The organism is Sunxiuqinia sp. sy24 (assembly GCF_052677165.1).
Genome location: NZ_JBQYLH010000008.1, coordinates 35,570 through 53,305, shown reverse-complemented (window position 1 = coordinate 53,305; position 17,736 = coordinate 35,570). Strand labels below are relative to the sequence as shown.

Below are 17,736 nucleotides of genomic sequence, written 5' to 3'. Positions count from 1 at the left end.
TGAATTCTTGATGAAACAACCGAGGGTCCAGTAGCCTGCCCCAAACAACTATTAATCACTAATGACAATCAAATGATGCAATCACTATTTCTAGATACACTTCAGGGAAAGAAGACCGAAAGGCCACCGGTTTGGTTTATGCGCCAAGCCGGGCGCGTGTTGCCCAATTACAACAAATTGAAAGAAAAATACACCTTTCGTGAGTTGATGAATGACGCGCAGCTGGCTGCCGATGTTACCCTGATGCCTATTCAGGATTTAGGAGTCGATGCCGCCATCCTGTTTTCCGATATTCTGGTTATTCCCAACGCCATGGGCATGGAGCTGGAATTTACCGATCGTGGACCGGTGTTTAACAAGCCCCTGAAAGGCATTACCAATCCGGCAGACCACCTGAATCCAGATCCGGCCAAACTGGAATATATTTATGGGGCTATTGATGAGATTATCCGTCAACGTCCGGCCAATATTCCTTTAATCGGATTTTGCGGAGCGCCACTAACCACCTTGTGTTACATGATTCAGGGCATCAGTTCGAACCCCAATTTCCCGGAGGCGATCAAGTTCTTGTTTCAGCATAAAAAAGAAGCCAAGCGACTGATTGATGCCATTGCCGACCTCTCGGTGATTTACGCGAAAAAACAAATTGAGCATGGCATCAATGCCTTCCAATTGTTTGAAACGCACGCCAACCTCATTCCGGTTGAATTGTATAACGAACTGTTTATGCCTGCGGTGAAGCAAATCAGTCGGGCTGTTCGTGAAACTGGCACGCCGTTTATCTTTTTCCCGAAAGGAATTGGCACCGGACTGAAATACATCACGCCGGAGATTGCCGATTTTGTGAGCATCGACTGGCAAATGCCCATCGAAGATGCCCGTGAGATTGTTCATGCTGAAGTTGGCTTGCAAGGGAATCTGGACCCACGCCACCTGTATGCCACACAGGAGGAGATTGCCGTGGAGCTTGAGAAATACAAGCCCTTCTTCCAAAAAAACAGCAAATGGATTTTCAACCTGGGACACGGCTTTCTGCCAGACATCCCTTACGAGAATGCTAAATTCGTGGTTGATTGGATTAAGAGCACCAACTGGTCAGAATAATCAAAACAAAATTATAGCTGCACACCATAGAAATCCGGCCCTTAAAAGGTCGGATTTTTCTTTTGAATAAAACTAAAAACCTGTCAACTACAATTAAGTGTTCGGCCAGTGCGCAGCACAGTGGCTGAACGCGGTGTTGACGTAAACCGGGATTGATAGCCGAAACAAGTATTATGGGTTTTCCAATCGGATATAAGCTATTTTGCCTGACCACGATGGTCGGGCTTTTTATTTTTGGCGGTTTTTTCTCCTTGTTTTTATGGCTTAAACGAAGGAGTTACTTCCCGTTTTTGTGTTCGGGAAACCGGTTTTCGGGTTTTTCTTCGCTGCCTGTCAAAGCTCCGCCAGGCCCTGGGCTCAGGGCTTTTTTACAAGATTCATCAGAAGGTTTAGGGTGGCCGTATTCAGAGGCGGTGGTCCGCGCGTATTAAAACGCCAGATGGTGACCAGCTTTCCTTTGCGGCAGGCCGGACAGAGCAGGTGTACATCCACTCGTTCAGGAAGCTTGATTCGTCCAAGTTCCCGTTGTAGCAGTTCCACACAAACTTTCTTGAGTGTACTGCTCAGGATTCCATAGTGGCGGATGCGGGTAAACCTGCGAGGCAGAATGTGCAGGGCAAAACGGCGGATAAATTCTGCTTCCGGCAATGACAACAGGTATTTGGCACCACCTCGGCGGTAATCTTTGGCCTCGAAAGTCACCTGCCCGCTTTCGATGCTCCGGATGCGATGGTTGCTGATGGCAATTTTGTGGGTGTAGCGACCCAGGTATTCCACCACCTGTTTGGGCCCAAAGAAAGGTTGCTTGCAGTACACCACCCAAGAACGGGCAAACAGGGATTTGTATAGTTTGGGATCATCAAGCTTGTTGGCTCTTAATCCTTCTACATATTTGGCCCGGAAGACCCCACTCATGGCCTTTACCGGAAAAAGGAATTTATCTTTTCCGCGTGCTGCTTTCCACTTGCCTGAGGTGTTGATCCCTCCACCGGGAACAATGCAGTGCAGGTGCGGGTGAAGCCAGAGGTTTTGTCCCCAGGTATGCAGAATGGCAATCATTCCGGGTGCAGCTCCTATGAACTTCGGGTTGGCTGCGAAAGCTTTTACCACATCCCAGGCGGTTTGAAACAGCAGTTTATACACCAGCTCTGGTCGATGCAGGACCAGCCGGTTCAACTCACCAGGTAAGGTAAATACCAGGTGGTAGTACGAAGTACGGAACAATTCTTTCTCACGAGCCTGCATCCACTGCTCGCGTTTGTGCCCCTGGCATTTGGGACAATGGCGGTTCCGGCAGCTGTTGTAACTGATATGCAGTTTTCGGCACTTGGTATTATCACACACATCGATATGCCCACCCAAAGCAGCTGTGCGGCAAACCGACAAAGCCTGCAGGGTTCTGACTTGCCAGCTGTTTGCACAGAGTTCATTTAACCGGTTCTGCTGGTTACGTAATACCTCAGCCACTTCAAAGGCCGGTTTCATGACTTCGGGTATAAGCGGTCCAGCGGACTAAAGGCTTTATCGCGCCCCAGTTGTGCAATGTGCAGGTACATCAGGGTGGTATGAATGTCGACATGCCCGAGCAGGTCTTTCAGGGTCATGATGTCCATGCCCATTTCCAGCAGATGGGTGGCATAGGTATGGCGAAGCGTGTGCGAGGTCACCCGCTTCTGAATCCCGGCCCGTTTCACAGCCTGGCTAATGACCCACTGAACGCCGGTCTCGGAAAATTGCTGCAGCTGCCCGGTATTGGTCTTCCCGTTAAACAGCCACACGTAAGGAGGCTCAGCCTGCAGGTAAGTCCGTAGTCCGCGTACCAAATGTTTGCCCAGCGGCACATAGCGATCCTTTCGTCCTTTACCTTCCCGAACATGCAATTGGGCACGATCCAGGTCAACATCAACCAGTTTGATGCCCAGCAGTTCGTGGCGCCGGAGTCCGCAGCCATACAACAGGCCCAGAATCAAGCGGTGACGAAGCAGCGCGGGCGCTTTCAGCAGGCGCCTGACTTCCTGCTGACTTAACACAACGGGCAGTTTTTTCGAAAGCTTCATTTTAGGCAGGAACACCTGTTTTTGAGGCATACCCATAGCCCGGTAAGCAAAACGAAGCCCGTAAACCGTGTGCTTAAAATAGCTTTCGGAAGGTGTTCGGTTTTGCGTTTTAATCAGATGCAGGTAGTCCAGTACCTGATCTTCTTCCAAAGCCAGTGGATTGCATTTAAAGTGAAGGGCCATGGTGGCCAGACAACGGGCATAGTTGTTCAGCGTACTTTCACTTTTGCCTAAAAGCTCAACTTGCCGTTGCAGTTTCTCATAAACTTGCTTAAATTCAGGGAGTGAAAAACAAGCTTGCTCAATTAACGTGGGGCTTTTTTTTCATGATGATGGAATTTATAGTTCACTCTAAAGGTACTGGAGCCTGAGCACTTTAGCTACCTTTAGGTTTCGTTCAACTCCAGCTCAAGGCGAAAACTACCTGAGAATAATCGATCCCTATTTATTCCCAATTATTGACACAAGCAAACATATTGACAAACAAAGCGTTTCTTAATACGAAGATCTAATTTTTACCTATGCTTAAATTTTTAAAAGATGAATAGATTAAACCAGCTATTGATCGTATTCGTTCTCTTGCTACTTACTAGCCCAAGCTATGCTCAGGCTGATAGTCTTACTCAGAACAATGACTCCATTAATTCAGCCCTATTACTCGACTTTAACCGGAAACTCTACGAGATTGAACAATTACGCCTGGCTGACTCCATCCGGAAAGTGGAACTCGAAAAGGAACTTAACTCTTTAAAAACAACCGATAATTTAAAAAAGGACGAACTCCAGCTTCAACTTCAGCAAATTGAGGAGGCCGAACAACAACGTATTAGCAACAAAAAAGCTCGCATTGATGCGCTTCGCAATTCAGCCATTGGAGCACCGGTGGTAGGCGTATTGCACGACACCTTGTTTCACATCTACTCAAAAATCGGTGCCTTTACACCAGCCGAGCGGGCCGAAAACATCAGCAAGCGCATCCGGCAACTGTACAACGATGACTTTCTGAAGCTGGATTCAATTTCCGTTGTGGCTTCCGAAAACAGCTACGAAATTGTGTACGGCGAAACCATTGTTATGAGCGTCACCGAAACCGATGCTTTTTGGACCAACCAAAACACGCATGATCTGGCACTTAGTCACACCGACACCATCAAACAAGCCTTGTCTCATGCCAAAAAAGAAAACAGCCTGATCAAAATCCTGATCCGGGTGGGGCTGGTTATTCTCGTTTTTATCATTGCGCGGCTGATTATATGGCTCATTGGCCGGGGCTACCAACGCGCCCTGAGACTCATTCACCAAAAAAAGGGAACCTGGCTAAAAAGCCTGTCGTACCGCGATTACACCTTCCTGTCCATTGAGCAGGAAATGCAGGCCATTCTCTTTTTATTGAAAATTGTGCGCTGGTTCTTGTACGTTCTGATGCTGTATATTACCCTGCCCCTTGTATTCAGCATTTTTCCGTTCACGCGCGGCTGGGCCGATCAACTGTTTAGGCTGGTTTGGTCGCCCTTTAAAGCCATATTCGTCGCCGTTTGGAACTATCTACCCAATCTGTTCAGCATCCTGGTTATCTATTTTGTAATGAAATACTTCATCCGATTTGTGCGGTATATCTTTTCTGAAATTGAATCGGGAAAGCTCAAGCTATCGGGCTTTCATGCCGACTGGGCCATGCCCACCTACAGCATTGTTCGTTTTTTGCTGTATGCCTTTATGTTTGTATTGATATTTCCTTACTTGCCCGGATCGGACTCCAATATTTTCAAGGGTGTTTCAGTCTTTATCGGTGTGTTGTTTTCGCTGGGGTCATCCTCGGCCATTGCGAACATGGTTGCAGGGCTCGTGATTACCTACATGCGCCCTTTCAAAATTGGCGACCGCATTAAAATTGGCGACATCTTTGGCGATGTGGTCGAAAAGACCTTGCTGGTTACCCGCCTCAAAACCATTAAGAATGAAATCATCACCATCCCCAACTCAACCATTCTTTCGGGCAACACCATCAACTATAGCAGCGAAGCCGTTGAAACCGGGTTGATTATTCACTCCACCATTACCATTGGCTACGATGTGCCCTGGAAGGAAGTGCACCAAGCCTTGATTGACGCGGCCCTGCGTACCGAACACCTTTTGCCCGAGCCCACTCCGTTTGTGCTGCAAACCAGCCTCGACGACTTTTTTGTGTCGTACCAGATTAATGCCTATACCAAAGTGCCCACCAAGCAGGCCCTCATTTATTCCAACCTGCACCAAAACATTCAGGATGTGTGTAACGAAAAGGGTATTGAAATTATGTCACCACACTACCGGGCAGCACGCGACGGCAACCAATCGACTATCCCGGCCGATTACCTGCCCAAAGATTACCAGACGCCTAGCTTTCGGATAAAAGTCGATCCGGAGAAGGGTAAAAGCTAAGCGGGCTTTTGTTCATCCGGATTCATTCACTTGTATAGAATGGAGAAAGGAATTCTTGTAGTTCCAGCTTACTGACCGGATGAACTGCGAGTCATCCGATCAGCATAGGTATGCGGGCAATCTACAGTTTTTCGAAGTATTTCACTTGCAGGTAGTCGGGCATGTGCAAAGGGGTGTTCACCACAAAAGCGCCCATCAGCACCACCTTTTCGGCTTTAAAGCGTTCCTTTATACGCTGCGACTGGCTGACAATAAAGTCATGGCTTTCGTCGAACAGAATATCCATCACCTTGGGTTCGGGTTGCTGTTTGGGAATAAGATTGAGCTTGGGAGCCAGCATTTGCCTAATGCGCCCTTGCTGGTAATCGTCGGGGTTTAAAACGATTGGCTCGCCGGGTTCGTCGAGCAACATGCGGTAAGCTCCAAAGGCTGCGCCGCACGAGAGGGTGCCACGTGCCTGCCCTATGCGATGCACAAAGCCGAGGCTTTTTTCGTCGATTGCCAGGTGCGGTCCGAAAAAGATAAAGGCGGTTCCATTGTCGGGAATGTGGTCGCCAAAAGCGTTAAAACCCGTTTCGCCCGAAAACGGATAGCCGGCCAGGCCACCCAGGTAAAACACATGGCCAAAATGGCTGCGTATTTTCTCAATCACCACGTTGTTCAGCTCGTCGGGGCAAAGCGAAACCGCTGCAATGGTTTTATCCATTTCCATACCAAATTCAATAACCATTCGGTAGTAATATTCATTGAGCACCTGCTCATAAGGCGCGGCATCAGGAAAAAGCGCTTTAATGCGCTTGTCAATTATACTATTCATTCTCAATCGTTTTTATCCGGTTGAACCCAGTGCATTGGCAATCGCATTCACACATTGGAGCAAAGCAAAAAGATGATCTTCTTCTTCCGGTAATTGCTTGCTTCGGCTAGTCCGCCACTTGCGGAGCAGTTCGATTTGGGCTTCATGCAGATGATTTAATGCTTCGGCCCTTAACAGGGTTGAAAAATAATGATTTTTTCGACGTTCATAGATTGGTTTTTGCAGTAAATCACTCAACATTTCGCGCGTTAAGCTCAATTCCTGCTTAATTTTACTCATCATGCGCTCCCGAATGCTTGCATCTTCAACCAAACTGGCATATGTATCCATGATACGTTCATCGGTCGATGCCAGGCTCGAATCGAGATTGGTGATGACGTAGCGCACAAACGGATCGTAGGCCACCAGCCGACACAGTTTGTCGTATTCTGCTGATTTTTGGGTTTGAAGTTCTTTCAGAGTCGAACCTACGCCGTACCAACTGGTAATGTTGAAACGCGACTGGGACCAGCTAAACACCCAGGGGATAGCGCGCAAATCGTCGATCGTGCGTTTACCCGTCCGCCGGGCTGGCCGCGAGCCAATTTTACTCGACTCAATGACATCGATGGGCGTGGCTTCTGAAAAAAACCGAATAAAATCGGGATCGCTAATCAGTTCGCGGTAAAAATCGCGGCCCCGTTCTCCCAGCTGGTGAAACAAACCGGCCACTTCTTCATTTTCTTCCGGGAAGTGCCTGTGTAAGAGCGACTGAGCCGTAACACTCGCCAGCATCAGCTCCAGGTTGTAAGCTGCGTTGACCTTGTGCGCATATTTCCGTTCAATGGTTTCGCCCTGCTCGGTTACACGTAGGTTTCCGTTGATTGATCCATAGGGCAAGGTTTTAATAAACCAGTGTGATGGCCCCGACCCTCGGCTGATGCTTCCGCCAGTACCGTGAAAAAACCGGATGATGACGCCATGCTTCTGCCCTATTTTCGTCAGTTGTTGCTGTGCTTCGTGCAAAAACCAGCTACTGGCCAGAATACCACCATCTTTATTGCTGTCGCTGTAACCAATCATCACATCCTGGTAAAGCTTATCAGAGTGACTCAGCTCTTGCTGGTAGTTCAGGCTGTTTTTCACCACCGGATGGCTCAGGTAATCGTCCAGAATGCCAGGGCTGGCCTGCAAATCTTCAATGGTTTCGAACAAGGGCACCACCGGTAGCTTGGCGGCCAACAATTGCCCATGTTTCAAGGCCAAACCAGCTTCGCGCATAAAGAGGTAAACAGTCAGCAAATCTTCGGCATTTCGGGTCATGCTAATAATGAGCTTCCCAATAGAGCGCGAACTGTATTTGTTAACATGGTCGCTCACCACCTGCAGACTTTCAATCACATTGCGGGCTTCCGCCCCAATATCAGTATGGTTAACCAAAAAAGGCCGGTTGGTCTTCAGCTCAGTGTCTAAAAAAGCCCGCTTCCCCTCAAGCGACGAGCCCATCCGGCTGTCTTTATTTTCGCCCAACGAAGCCACCACCAGTTGCGAAAGCGCCTTTTCGTGGTACTGGCTATTTTGCCGAATGTCGAGCTGCGCCAAGTGAAAACCAAACACCTTGAGCAGGCGTTTGCAGCGCCCCACATCCACCTGCGCCACTTCAGGAATCCCGTAGCGAACCATTTCGTCGGATAAGTAATTTAAATCGTTAATCAGCTGATCAGAATTTTGATAACTGCTGGCCCGGTCTTCGAGATGCATGGTATATTCCTGGCTTAAATCGATCGGTATTTTATGCAGCAAAAGCATCACATACGCCTTGAAAACCTCGTTGTTATGCTCCTGAATAATTTTTCGTCCAGGGCCTTCCAGTTCTTCTGCCAACTGATGGATACGCTCGCCAAACGTATCGCTCACCTGATCAATATCGAGGTAGATGCTTAGCTTTTGAGCCAGTGCCAGCAGTTCTTTCTTGACGATGATAAACGCGTGTGTCCGAAGCTTATTCAGTGTCATCCGGGTTATTTCGGGGCTTACCAGCGGATGTCCGTCCCGGTCGCCTCCCACCCAATTACCAAAGGCTAATCCGGGAAGCAAATCGCAGTCATCCAGCAAGGAGGTATCAAAATCCGACTCTTTCCAAGCTTGCTTCAAGCGCTTGTCCAGTAAAACGACAACATCCGGAAACACCTCGGTGAGGTAGTGCAAAATATTATCCAGCTCCGACTCCAGCCGGGGCTTTTCAATATAAATTTCACCAATATTCCACAGGCGGTGAAGAATCTGTTTAATCTCATCCCGAATGTCATCCTGCTCAATCCGGGTATACATCTGGTTTTCGCGCTTAAGCAGCAGCAAATACAGCTTGCGGTACTCCTGCAACACCACCGAGCGCTTAGCCTCAGTAGGATGCGCAGTAAGCACAGGCTCAACCAACACCTGGGGCAAAACCTCCAAAATTTGCTGCTCGGTAATTCCTTTTTCCTTCAGCATTTTGAAGTTGATGGCCCACAAGCCATTCACCTCACTCATGTCCTCATCTTCCTTGGATCGGCGGCTCTGTACGGCTCCATTCACCTCAACCAGGTTGAGCAACTGAAAACACATGGATTGCATGTGAATATAGTCATTACTAAGTAATAACTGCTGAGGGGGTTGCGCTGATGAGCTTATCCAGGGAATATAAGTCACCAATTCTGGCTTGTTGCTTTCCTTTAGCACTTCGGCAAAGCATTTCAGCAAAAAGTTCAGATCTTTATAGGGCTTTCCCAAGGCTTGTTGCACTTGTGTAAATACTGAATCCATGGTCTTTTCTTTAATCTTCCTGCACTTTAACAGCTCAAATAAAGTAACAGTTCAAAAAAAATCACAAAACTGAAGCGAACAGACGCTGCACTTTCTGGACGTCAACCGATATAACTGAAAAATAAAAGCCCCTCAACTTACTTGAGAGGCCTGCAAAAATCATACATCAACACTTAGTTGCCGCTAATCTGCCCTCGTATTTCTCCTCCGGGATACGAACTGGTATGCACATTAACATAGGTTTCGCCATTCTTTATGCTGTCAATCAGATCGTGAAGTGTCATCCCTGCTAAGCTGCCAACCAAATCGTCTGCCATAAGAGTTCCTTCAGCCAGTACTCCGTTTGTTGTTCCGACCAAAAGAGCCGGCGGGGGACCGGAAGGATACAGCCAAGCCACAACTCCTCCATTGGCTCCAGCTGGTGCCATGTGGATATGAGCCATCAAAACATCTTCAATATTGGCAACAATCAGCTTATAATGCAAGCTCATCCCATCTTTACTTAGCTGGAAAATTGCCTGTCCGGTAGCCATCGATTCAACCGGAACAGCAGCGACCTCCTGACCGGAGGAGAGATGAGCCCTGAAGTTTCGGGTCATTTTCATTTCAGCACTTTTTAAGGCTACATCAGCCGGGAAGTCTTCTTGAAAGTCGGCTTTTTCGCAAGATGTTGCAAACAAAAGCCCGAGAACGAAAAGAAACACACTAATTTTTCGCATAACATTAACGATTTTAATTCATTTACAAGAAGATACTTAAAAACCCAGCTTAATGTTTCGAAATTAAGATCAATTTATCCTTTTTTTAATGATACAGCTCTTTAAAAAGGAGTCGCGTTTGAAAAACAACCAAGCTGAAATACACTACAGAACGGTGTTGCCTGTAACCTGATGTGCATGGCTACCAATCAAAATAACGGACGGCATGGGAGGATCAATTCGATTCAAGTCCGACTCAATTTGAGCTAACGAAGAGGTAAACAACTGCTGATCGGGATGCCCCACCCGACTAACGATTTGCAAAGGCACATCGCCCGACACTTCCCGACTACGCAATTCGCTGGCCAGAAGCGCCAGATTTTTAAGTCCCATATAAACCATAACGGGAGCTTTAGCTTTGATTACGGCAGCCACCTCATCCATGTTTTCGAAACCGCCGTTGCGCTTATGTCCCGTATAAAACAAGGCCATGCTATTCACATTTCGCAAGGTTACCGGAATATGAAAACCGCTGGCAGCAGCCAATCCGGCGGTAATCCCCGGCACGACTTCCACATTCAGCTTTTCCTGAAAACAAAAAGCCAGTTCTTCGGCGCCCCGCCCAAAGATAAAGGGATCGCCCGCCTTCAATCGCACCACACGCTTCCCTTCGGCAGCAAATTGCTTCAACTGGCGGTGTATGTTGCCCTGTCGTTCGGTTTGATGCTGACCATCCTGGTAATGCTTGCCGGCATAAATTCTCAAGGCAAAGGGGCTTGCCAACTCCAAAATATCCGTGCCATGCAGCGCATCGTATAAGATCACATCTGCCTGCTCCATCCGCCGAAGAGCCCGAATGGTAAGCAACTCCGGATCTCCCGGACCTGCTCCCACGATCGAAATCAGGTGGTCTTCGGAGCTTAGCAATTCCCCTTTTTGATTATACAATTCAGCTATTGACATAGGTACTTTTTCCTCACTACTCGTTTCTCACTACTTTCTACTCACTACTCTCCGCTTCCAAATAATCCATCGGACTCCGATAAATAAACTGGTAATCGAGCAGGTGAATAAGTTTGCTACTGTCCACCAATTTGTATGGCGATTGTTCGTTCTGAAAGGCAGGTGCGGGCATACCGGACACCGCCGAGGCTTTCTCGTAAAACTCCTGACGCGATGGATGAACCGGACAACAGGCATTCAGGGTTTCGCCCCAAAGATCCTTGTCAATAATCGTTTGAATAATTTGCAGACAATCATCCAAGTGAATCAGATTCACGGGCTTGGATCCACTGATTGCTGTTGTTTTGCGACTCAGGAAACGAGCCGGATTGCGATCGGCACCTACTAATCCGCCAAAACGAAGCACCGTGGTTTTAAAATGTGGATTCTGTGTCAACAGCAACTCAGCCACCACCAAGGCTTTCCCTGATGATTTTTGGGGCAGTAAGACATTGTCCTCGCGCACCTCTCCGTTCAGCTCATTGTAAACCGAGGTGGAGGAGATAAACATTACCTGCGGCACCTTAAATTCTTCCAACAGCTTCACCAACTGTTTGATTTGAGCTGGAAAAATGGTCTCGATAAACTCCTCGCGCTTGGGAGGAATAGCCACAATGACCAAGTCCGTATCGAAAAACGTCTGATCTTTCAGCTGAACCTTATCTACGTCAAGCACCAAGCGGTAAGGCTCAATCCCGGCAGCCTTTAGCTTCTTTAGTTTCAAGCGGCTTGTCACCGACCCTTTCACCTGAAAACCTTTGACAAGCAATTGCTCGGCCAGAGGAAAGCCCAACCAACCACAACCTAATATGGAAATTCGTTTCATTTTAATCTTTCTTTTAAGCCATTAACCTTATTAAATGTGCCTAAAAACAGCACAGTGACGCATTTATTCAATGATGATTCGGTGCGTTGGTTCCGGCTCATTCAATTTCTCGGTAATCCGCCGAATCGCATACTTCACAAACGAGAGCTCCTCCTGTTCATGCGACTCGAGAACTAAGTTCGGAAATTCGGCCCAGGCGGCCTGCGCTGTCCGGTTGCCGTTAGCCAGAACCGGAGCCTTGGGTGGCGGAAAATTCCCTGAAGCTTTGTAGCTTTTAATGGCGCTCTCGCTAAAAAACAGGTAGCCGTCAAACACCTCATTCATCAAAATTTCGATGGAGGTATTTTTGTAGACTTCAACAGCCTGCCAATCCTGCTGGTATTGATCCAACATTTCCTCCAAAGGATTAAGCGATTTATTTCCGCGCAGGTAAACAATCTTTTTATGCTTATCCTCCTTCAGCAATAGCTCGGCCAGAGCATAGGCATTGGGCGATGCAGGCCGTAGGACCTTCACCCCACAACGGGTTAAAATTCCTTCCTGCTTTTCTGAAAGGCAATACACCTGCTCTCCTTTTTCAAAGCCAATTCCATCCGCAAAACGCAACAGCCAGTGGGCCGCATAGGAACTGGTTACCACCCACTTTTTACTGCTGCCTTGCCAGGAATTAAATAAGGCGACATCCGGTTTACGATATGTAATCCGAATCAGCGGCTGCTCAATAAAGCGAATCTGCTCACTGACCAGCCATTTGCGGGTCAATGCTGATAATTTTCTACCAATAAATATTGCCGGTAATTCCATGATTCCCTCCGTTTCAATGTTTAAAATCTTTTCCTTGTTTGGTTTCTTGCACATATTCCTTCCGAATAACGAAATCGCCAAAGCCTTCGCCTTCTTTTCTGTTCGTGGCATAATCGGCAATGATAGGTCGTAACTCAGCCAATATTTCTTCTTCGGAAAGAGTTTCTTTGTAGAGGGTATTCAAACGCGTACCGCTGAAATTTCCTCCCAAATAGAGGTTGTAATGCCCGAGTGATTTTCCGACAAAACCAATCTCGGCCAGGTAAGGACGCCCACAGCCATTGGGGCAACCAGTCATGCGGATCACGATTTCCTGTTTCAGCAAATCATATTCGTCAAGAATGGATTCAATTTTCCCGACTAAGGTTGGCAGGTAGCGCTCGGCTTCAGCAAAAGCCAGCCCACAAGTGTTCAGAGCCACACAAGCAATGGTATTTTGGCGTAATCCGGACAATGGCATGGGCCAAACGCCATACTTGCTCATAATCCGGTTCACTTTGTTTTTATCGCTGGTTCCGGCAATAATCAGGTTTTGGTTTCCGGTAAGAATAAACCGGGCATCGTCCACTTTTTGGGCCACCTCACGCAAAGCTGTTTTCAGCTGAAGCGTCTCGGTATCTTTCACCCGTCCCCCCTCAACAAACAGGTTGAGGCTCCACTTACCGTCCGTGCCTTGTTTCCATCCATATCGGTCGCCATTGCGAATAAATTTAAACGGCTTGGATCGCTGTAATTCATAGCCTAAATAACTGTTCACTTCAGTTTTAAACCAGTCCAGCCCTTTGCGGTCGATGGTGTATTTCAAACGAGCCTGCTTCCGGTTGGTGCGATCTCCATTGTCTTTTTGTACCAACACCACTTTTTCGGCTACCTCAACGGCCTGCTCCGGGGTGCAAAAACCAATAACATCGGCCAGACGCGGATAAGCTTCCGGGATGCCAAAGGTTGATCCCATGCCACCGCCGGCAATAACATTGTAGCCAATCAGTTTTCCTTCCTCTTCGATGGCTATAAAGCCCAGATCCTGCGAGAAAATGTCCACATCATTGTAAGGGGGAATGGCGACACCAATCTTAAATTTTCGTGGCAAATAACGATTACCATAAATGGGCTCCACTTCGGTTTTGCTGTCGGCTACCTTCTGCTTATCCAGCCAAATCTCATGATAAGCCGGAGTTTGAGGCGTCAGGTGCGCGGAAATATCACCTGCCAATTGGTAAACTGCCGCATGTAATTCCGATTCAGCGGGGTTAGCATGCGACATCACATTGCGATTCACATCACCACAAGCAGCAATGGTATCCATCAAGGCCTCGTTAATTACCCGGATGGTCGGTTTCAGCTTCCTCTTAATGACTCCGTGCAGTTGAAAAGCCTGACGAGTAGTCAGTTTCAAGGTTCCATTGGCATGAGTGTCTGCTAACCGATCCATTTGTAACCACTGCGAAGGGCTAGCCACCCCTCCTGGCAGGCGCACCCGAATCAAAAATGAAAAGGCCGGCTCAAGTTTTTGGCGTTTACGCTCCTTCTCCAGATCACGGTCGTGTTGCTGATAAATGCCGTGAAATTTCGACAACTGCGTATCATCGGCTGCTATAGCACCGGTTACCTCATCAGCCAAACTCTCCTCTAAAGTTCCTCTAAGGTAGTTGCTCTCGTATTTAATACGTTCGACTTCTGCCAGTTTACTCCAATCAATTGTTTCGCTCATTATCGTCTGTCTTTATTTTTTGTTTATGCTTTCGTCCTGGTTCTGTTGCAGGAGACTTCGTTGATGGGTTCGTTTTCTTAATATACATCGGCCATAAATCGTTTTTCCTTCTTCAGCTTTTTGAAATAGGCACGGGCCTTCTTATCGGTCATTCCCCCTTGTGTTTTGATGATGTCCAACAGGGTAATCTGCACATCTTTGGCCATGTATTTCATGTCGCCACACAAGTAAAAACTGGCACCATCTTCAAGCCAGCGAAACAGTTCTCCTTGCTGTTCTTTTAGTTTGTGCTGAACGTAAACCTTCTCCTTCTGATCACGCGAGAAAGCCAAGTCAATTTTTTCGAGGTAGCCCTTTTGCAGGTATTTTTGCCATTCAAGCTGATACAGAAAATCGGACGAGAAACGTCGCTCTCCAAAGAACAGCCAGCTTTTTCCTTTCTGGTTGCCCGATTCGCGTTCCTGCAAGAAAGCCCGGTAAGGAGCAATGCCTGTTCCGGCACCAACCATAATAATTGGCTTCCCATTTTCAGCCAAGCGGAAATTCGGATTCTTATCAATGTAGATGAGCACTTGGTCGTCCACTTCCAGCCGATCAGCCAGAAAGGTGGAACAAGCACCGTAACGCTGACGTCCCTTGTTTTCGTAGCGAACACGCGACACCGTGATGTGCACTTCATCTTCCACTGCCTTTTGGCTCGACGAAATGCTGTACAGCCGTGGTGGCAGCGGACGCAGCAGCTCTAAAAATTCAGTAGCGGTCAGCCTAGCCGGAAACTCCTGAAGGAGGTCAAGCACATCATGCCCATAAAGGTACTGATCCAGCTTTTCGTCAGATTCCACAATGGCTTTAACCTTTTTGTTCTGGGTCTTTTCAGCATATTTCTGAATAAGATCACGCGTCAACAAGGTTATTTCATAATGGTGTTCCAAGGCCTCGTTAAAGGAGAGTTTTCCAACGCGGGTTTCAACCACTTCCGTATCAATTACCCCCAGGCTTTTGATGATTTCCTTCACCAGCTGAGGTGGGTTTTGAGCAATCACGCCAAGCGCATCGCCCGGTTCGTAGGAAATACCGGAACCTTCCAAGGCAAACTCCAGGTGATACACTTCCTTGTCCGAGTCGCGCCCGGTAATCCGCACTTTATCCAGTACGGTTGTCCGGAACGGATTCTTCTTTGAATACACTACTTCAGATGACTTATCGGCTGACGGTGCAGTCGAAACTGGAGCCTGAGGCTGCAATTTACCTAAGGCTGCAAGCACATTTTGAGTCCACTGAGCAGCATCGTCTTCATAATCAACATCGCATTTCACCAAGGGCACCAACTCCTTAGCTCCGGCTTTTTGCAGGGCCTGTTTAATCTCAATCCCGGTTTGGCAAAACAGCTTGTAGCTTTTGTCACCCAAGGCCAGCACAGCATAATTCAGCCCATTCAATTTGGGAGCCCGCTTCCCAGTGATGAACTCGTAAAATTCTTCAGCCATTTCGGGAGGTTCGCCCTCTCCATGAGTGCTTACAATTACCAGCAAATTCTTCTCCTCTTTCAATTGCTTGGGTTTATAGTCGTCCATCGGCTTTAAAAGGCATGTTATATTTTGTGCACGGGCCTGCTCGCAAAGTGCCTTAGCCAAGGCCTGGCTCCGTCCGGTATGCGTTCCATATAAAATGGTCAAGGGGAATTTGTCCACAGCCTTTGCCGACACTAACCCTTGAGAGGTTTGAGTCTTTGTCAGCCCGGTGCTGACAGCTCCCGCCAGGCCTTGAAAATAGCCATTCAACCAAATGGCCTGTTCAGGCTGAATGCCCTGAGTGAGCTGCTCCAACGCTTTCAGTTGAACGTCGTTTAGTGGAGATAATTTAATACTCATTGTTCTGGTCTTTATCTGTTTTTGATTCTAAAAATTCTTTAATCTCATTCCGGGTTCGAATGGAAGCATAAACATCTTTCGCATTGGAACTGACAGCTACACGAACCGTGTCATTCTGGTAGATCGCCGGCGAAACAAACTGGCAAAGTGCCGGATTATCGTGAATGTTGGCCAACACGCCAGCTTCTTTGCCATCCCGGGCTATCTGCTCATCCAGTTCGGGATTATTGGTACACGAGTAAAACATTAAATAACCAGCCAAGTCGGCCTTGTCGTAGGCCTTAATTTTAAAAGGGACATCGCTGTGTTTAATCTCATCGCAAATGTCCAAGGCCACCACTTCCAGCTCAGCGTCGAACCGTTTCAGAATCTGCATCTTACTCCAGGCCGATTGCCCTCCTCCAATAATCAGGATTTTCTCTCCGGAAATATTCAGTGCGATAGGTAAAAAATTCTGTTTCATGCTCTTTTAGATTTGATATTCAATGTCTGAGTCATCCATCCGTCCAAACTTAATTTTATTCCAGGTGCGTTCGTGGAAATAGTACAAAACCATTTTGGTAAACAATTCAATTCCGCCAATGGTGACTGCAAATTCCAACTGGCCAATCACCAGCCAGGCAATCATGATAGTATCAATTGTTCCCACCGTTCTCCACGAAATGGTTTTAACCACACTGCGATAAGCTTTCTCTCTCATACTCCTTGGATGTAAAATTTGAACATAAAAAAAGCCCTTCTGTTTGTACAGAAGGGCTTTTTTTATGAGTGTTACTTTAACGTATAGTCAAACTATATCTTTTCCCCCTTCTGTATAAAAGCATTGCAACACATACACATCATCATGGTACATGCTGTCATCATCATTTTATATACAGAAGTATGGATTTTCATTGCGCTATTCTTGCTTTCCAATTCGAGTCAAAAGTAATTACATCTTTCAAAAAATAAAAGATTTACAAGTATTTTTCTAAATAAAAATGCCTTGAGACGCATAACACACTAAATACCAACTATATTTGGATTCTATTTAAAATTAACATTGCGTCCTCTGTCAACTCGAAATTTCCATTCATCCTCCTCTTCCACGATAAAATCAATCTAAAGCGAGTAAAGGCTGTACATAAAAAACCACAAGCGAGGAAACTATCAAAATCCTTTTCTATTTAAATGAAAAATGTATTTTTGTGCAGCAGATCAATTAAATGATTCAAACGAGTAAACATATCGGAGCCTTATTTATGTGGATAGCCATGCTGGTGATCATAGGGCACAGCGTCATTCCCCATCACCATCACTCCGAAAAACTTAGTTGCGAACAAGAGTGCAGCCATGAAACCAAGGTCACTGCGAACGAGCACATCCTGTTTGCAGATTACTCGCAGACCATAGCACTATGCCAATCGGGGCATCAACACGAAAATTGCCAAGGCTGTCATTTCACAACGGTAGCTACAACATCTATTTCTAAATTGGTCCTGAATCACAGCTACCTGGCCAGCATCGTCTTACTCATTTACCTTTTTCCTGAAGACCAACAGACACACTATGATTCGTGGTCAAATCAGTATTCTTTTTGCTTTTTTACCCTTACGGCTTCGCGCGGCCCTCCCATGCTAGGATAATTCTCCCGTATCAATT

Annotated in this window: 15 protein-coding genes; 3 read left to right on the top strand and 12 right to left on the bottom strand. The window is 47.0% G+C overall.

The features are described from left to right. Positions 1 to 72 precede the first annotated feature (72 nt). Positions 73 to 1,104 carry a uroporphyrinogen decarboxylase gene (hemE, locus tag ACUNWA_RS08740; protein WP_445591514.1) on the top strand — a complete coding sequence of 344 codons (1,032 nt, stop codon included), beginning with the start codon at positions 73 to 75 and terminating at the stop codon, positions 1,102 to 1,104. Positions 1,105 to 1,461: 357 nt separating this feature from the next. Here hemE and ACUNWA_RS08735 read toward each other — a convergent pair whose 3' ends face one another. Both ACUNWA_RS08735 and ACUNWA_RS08730 read right to left on the bottom strand, forming a co-directional pair. Next, positions 1,462 to 2,589 carry an IS91 family transposase gene (locus ACUNWA_RS08735; RefSeq protein ID WP_445591513.1) on the bottom strand — a complete coding sequence of 376 codons (1,128 nt, stop codon included), beginning with the start codon at positions 2,587 to 2,589 and terminating at the stop codon, positions 1,462 to 1,464. Beyond that, complete coding sequence (locus ACUNWA_RS08730; RefSeq protein WP_445591512.1) at positions 2,586 to 3,344, bottom strand: tyrosine-type recombinase/integrase; 759 nt, start codon at positions 3,342 to 3,344, stop codon at positions 2,586 to 2,588. Before ACUNWA_RS08730 ends, ACUNWA_RS08735 begins: the two co-directional genes overlap by 4 nt. Before the next feature lie 357 nt (positions 3,345 to 3,701). On the opposite strand from ACUNWA_RS08730, the gene ACUNWA_RS08725 reads away from it, so the two are divergent. Beyond that, positions 3,702 to 5,582, top strand: a complete 1,881-nt coding sequence (locus ACUNWA_RS08725) for a mechanosensitive ion channel family protein (protein ID WP_445591511.1) — start codon at positions 3,702 to 3,704, stop codon at positions 5,580 to 5,582. 121 nt (positions 5,583 to 5,703) lie between these two features. On the opposite strand, the gene ACUNWA_RS08720 is transcribed toward ACUNWA_RS08725, so the two are convergent. From ACUNWA_RS08720 to ACUNWA_RS08675, 10 genes are all read right to left on the bottom strand, one after another. Further along, a complete protein-coding gene (locus tag ACUNWA_RS08720; RefSeq protein WP_445591510.1) occupies positions 5,704 to 6,399 on the bottom strand; it encodes a hypothetical protein in 696 nt (231 codons plus the stop codon). A gap of 12 nt (positions 6,400 to 6,411) precedes the next feature. Then, positions 6,412 to 9,183, bottom strand: a complete 2,772-nt coding sequence (locus tag ACUNWA_RS08715) for a phosphoenolpyruvate carboxylase (protein WP_445591509.1) — start codon at positions 9,181 to 9,183, stop codon at positions 6,412 to 6,414. 173 nt (positions 9,184 to 9,356) lie between these two features. Beyond that, positions 9,357 to 9,902: a CHRD domain-containing protein gene (locus ACUNWA_RS08710; protein WP_445591508.1), complete on the bottom strand. Its 546-nt coding sequence runs from the start codon at positions 9,900 to 9,902 to the stop codon at positions 9,357 to 9,359. Positions 9,903 to 10,046: 144 nt separating this feature from the next. Continuing rightward, positions 10,047 to 10,844, bottom strand: coding sequence for a uroporphyrinogen-III C-methyltransferase (gene cobA / locus ACUNWA_RS08705; protein ID WP_445591507.1), 798 nt, complete (start codon positions 10,842 to 10,844; stop codon positions 10,047 to 10,049). 37 nt (positions 10,845 to 10,881) lie between these two features. Next, the gene (locus tag ACUNWA_RS08700; RefSeq protein WP_445591506.1) at positions 10,882 to 11,709 is read right to left on the bottom strand and encodes an NAD(P)H-binding protein; all 828 of its coding nucleotides are present in this window, start codon (positions 11,707 to 11,709) and stop codon (positions 10,882 to 10,884) included. Positions 11,710 to 11,772: 63 nt separating this feature from the next. After that, positions 11,773 to 12,513 carry a uroporphyrinogen-III synthase gene (locus ACUNWA_RS08695; protein WP_445591505.1) on the bottom strand — a complete coding sequence of 247 codons (741 nt, stop codon included), beginning with the start codon at positions 12,511 to 12,513 and terminating at the stop codon, positions 11,773 to 11,775. Between the two features lie 13 nt (positions 12,514 to 12,526). Then, positions 12,527 to 14,224, bottom strand: coding sequence for an NADPH-dependent assimilatory sulfite reductase hemoprotein subunit (locus tag ACUNWA_RS08690; protein ID WP_445591504.1), 1,698 nt, complete (start codon positions 14,222 to 14,224; stop codon positions 12,527 to 12,529). 77 nt (positions 14,225 to 14,301) lie between these two features. Beyond that, positions 14,302 to 16,095: an assimilatory sulfite reductase (NADPH) flavoprotein subunit gene (locus ACUNWA_RS08685; protein WP_445591503.1), complete on the bottom strand. Its 1,794-nt coding sequence runs from the start codon at positions 16,093 to 16,095 to the stop codon at positions 14,302 to 14,304. Beyond that, positions 16,085 to 16,558, bottom strand: a complete 474-nt coding sequence (locus tag ACUNWA_RS08680) for a precorrin-2 dehydrogenase/sirohydrochlorin ferrochelatase family protein (protein ID WP_445591502.1) — start codon at positions 16,556 to 16,558, stop codon at positions 16,085 to 16,087. Before ACUNWA_RS08680 ends, ACUNWA_RS08685 begins: the two co-directional genes overlap by 11 nt. Before the next feature lie 6 nt (positions 16,559 to 16,564). Next, positions 16,565 to 16,795, bottom strand: coding sequence for a DUF2061 domain-containing protein (locus ACUNWA_RS08675; RefSeq protein WP_445591501.1), 231 nt, complete (start codon positions 16,793 to 16,795; stop codon positions 16,565 to 16,567). A gap of 505 nt (positions 16,796 to 17,300) precedes the next feature. Between ACUNWA_RS08675 and ACUNWA_RS08670 the strand changes: the two genes are divergently transcribed. Beyond that, on the top strand, positions 17,301 to 17,720 hold the full coding sequence (locus tag ACUNWA_RS08670) for a hypothetical protein (protein WP_445591500.1): 420 nt from the start codon (positions 17,301 to 17,303) through the stop codon (positions 17,718 to 17,720). Positions 17,721 to 17,736 lie beyond the last annotated feature (16 nt).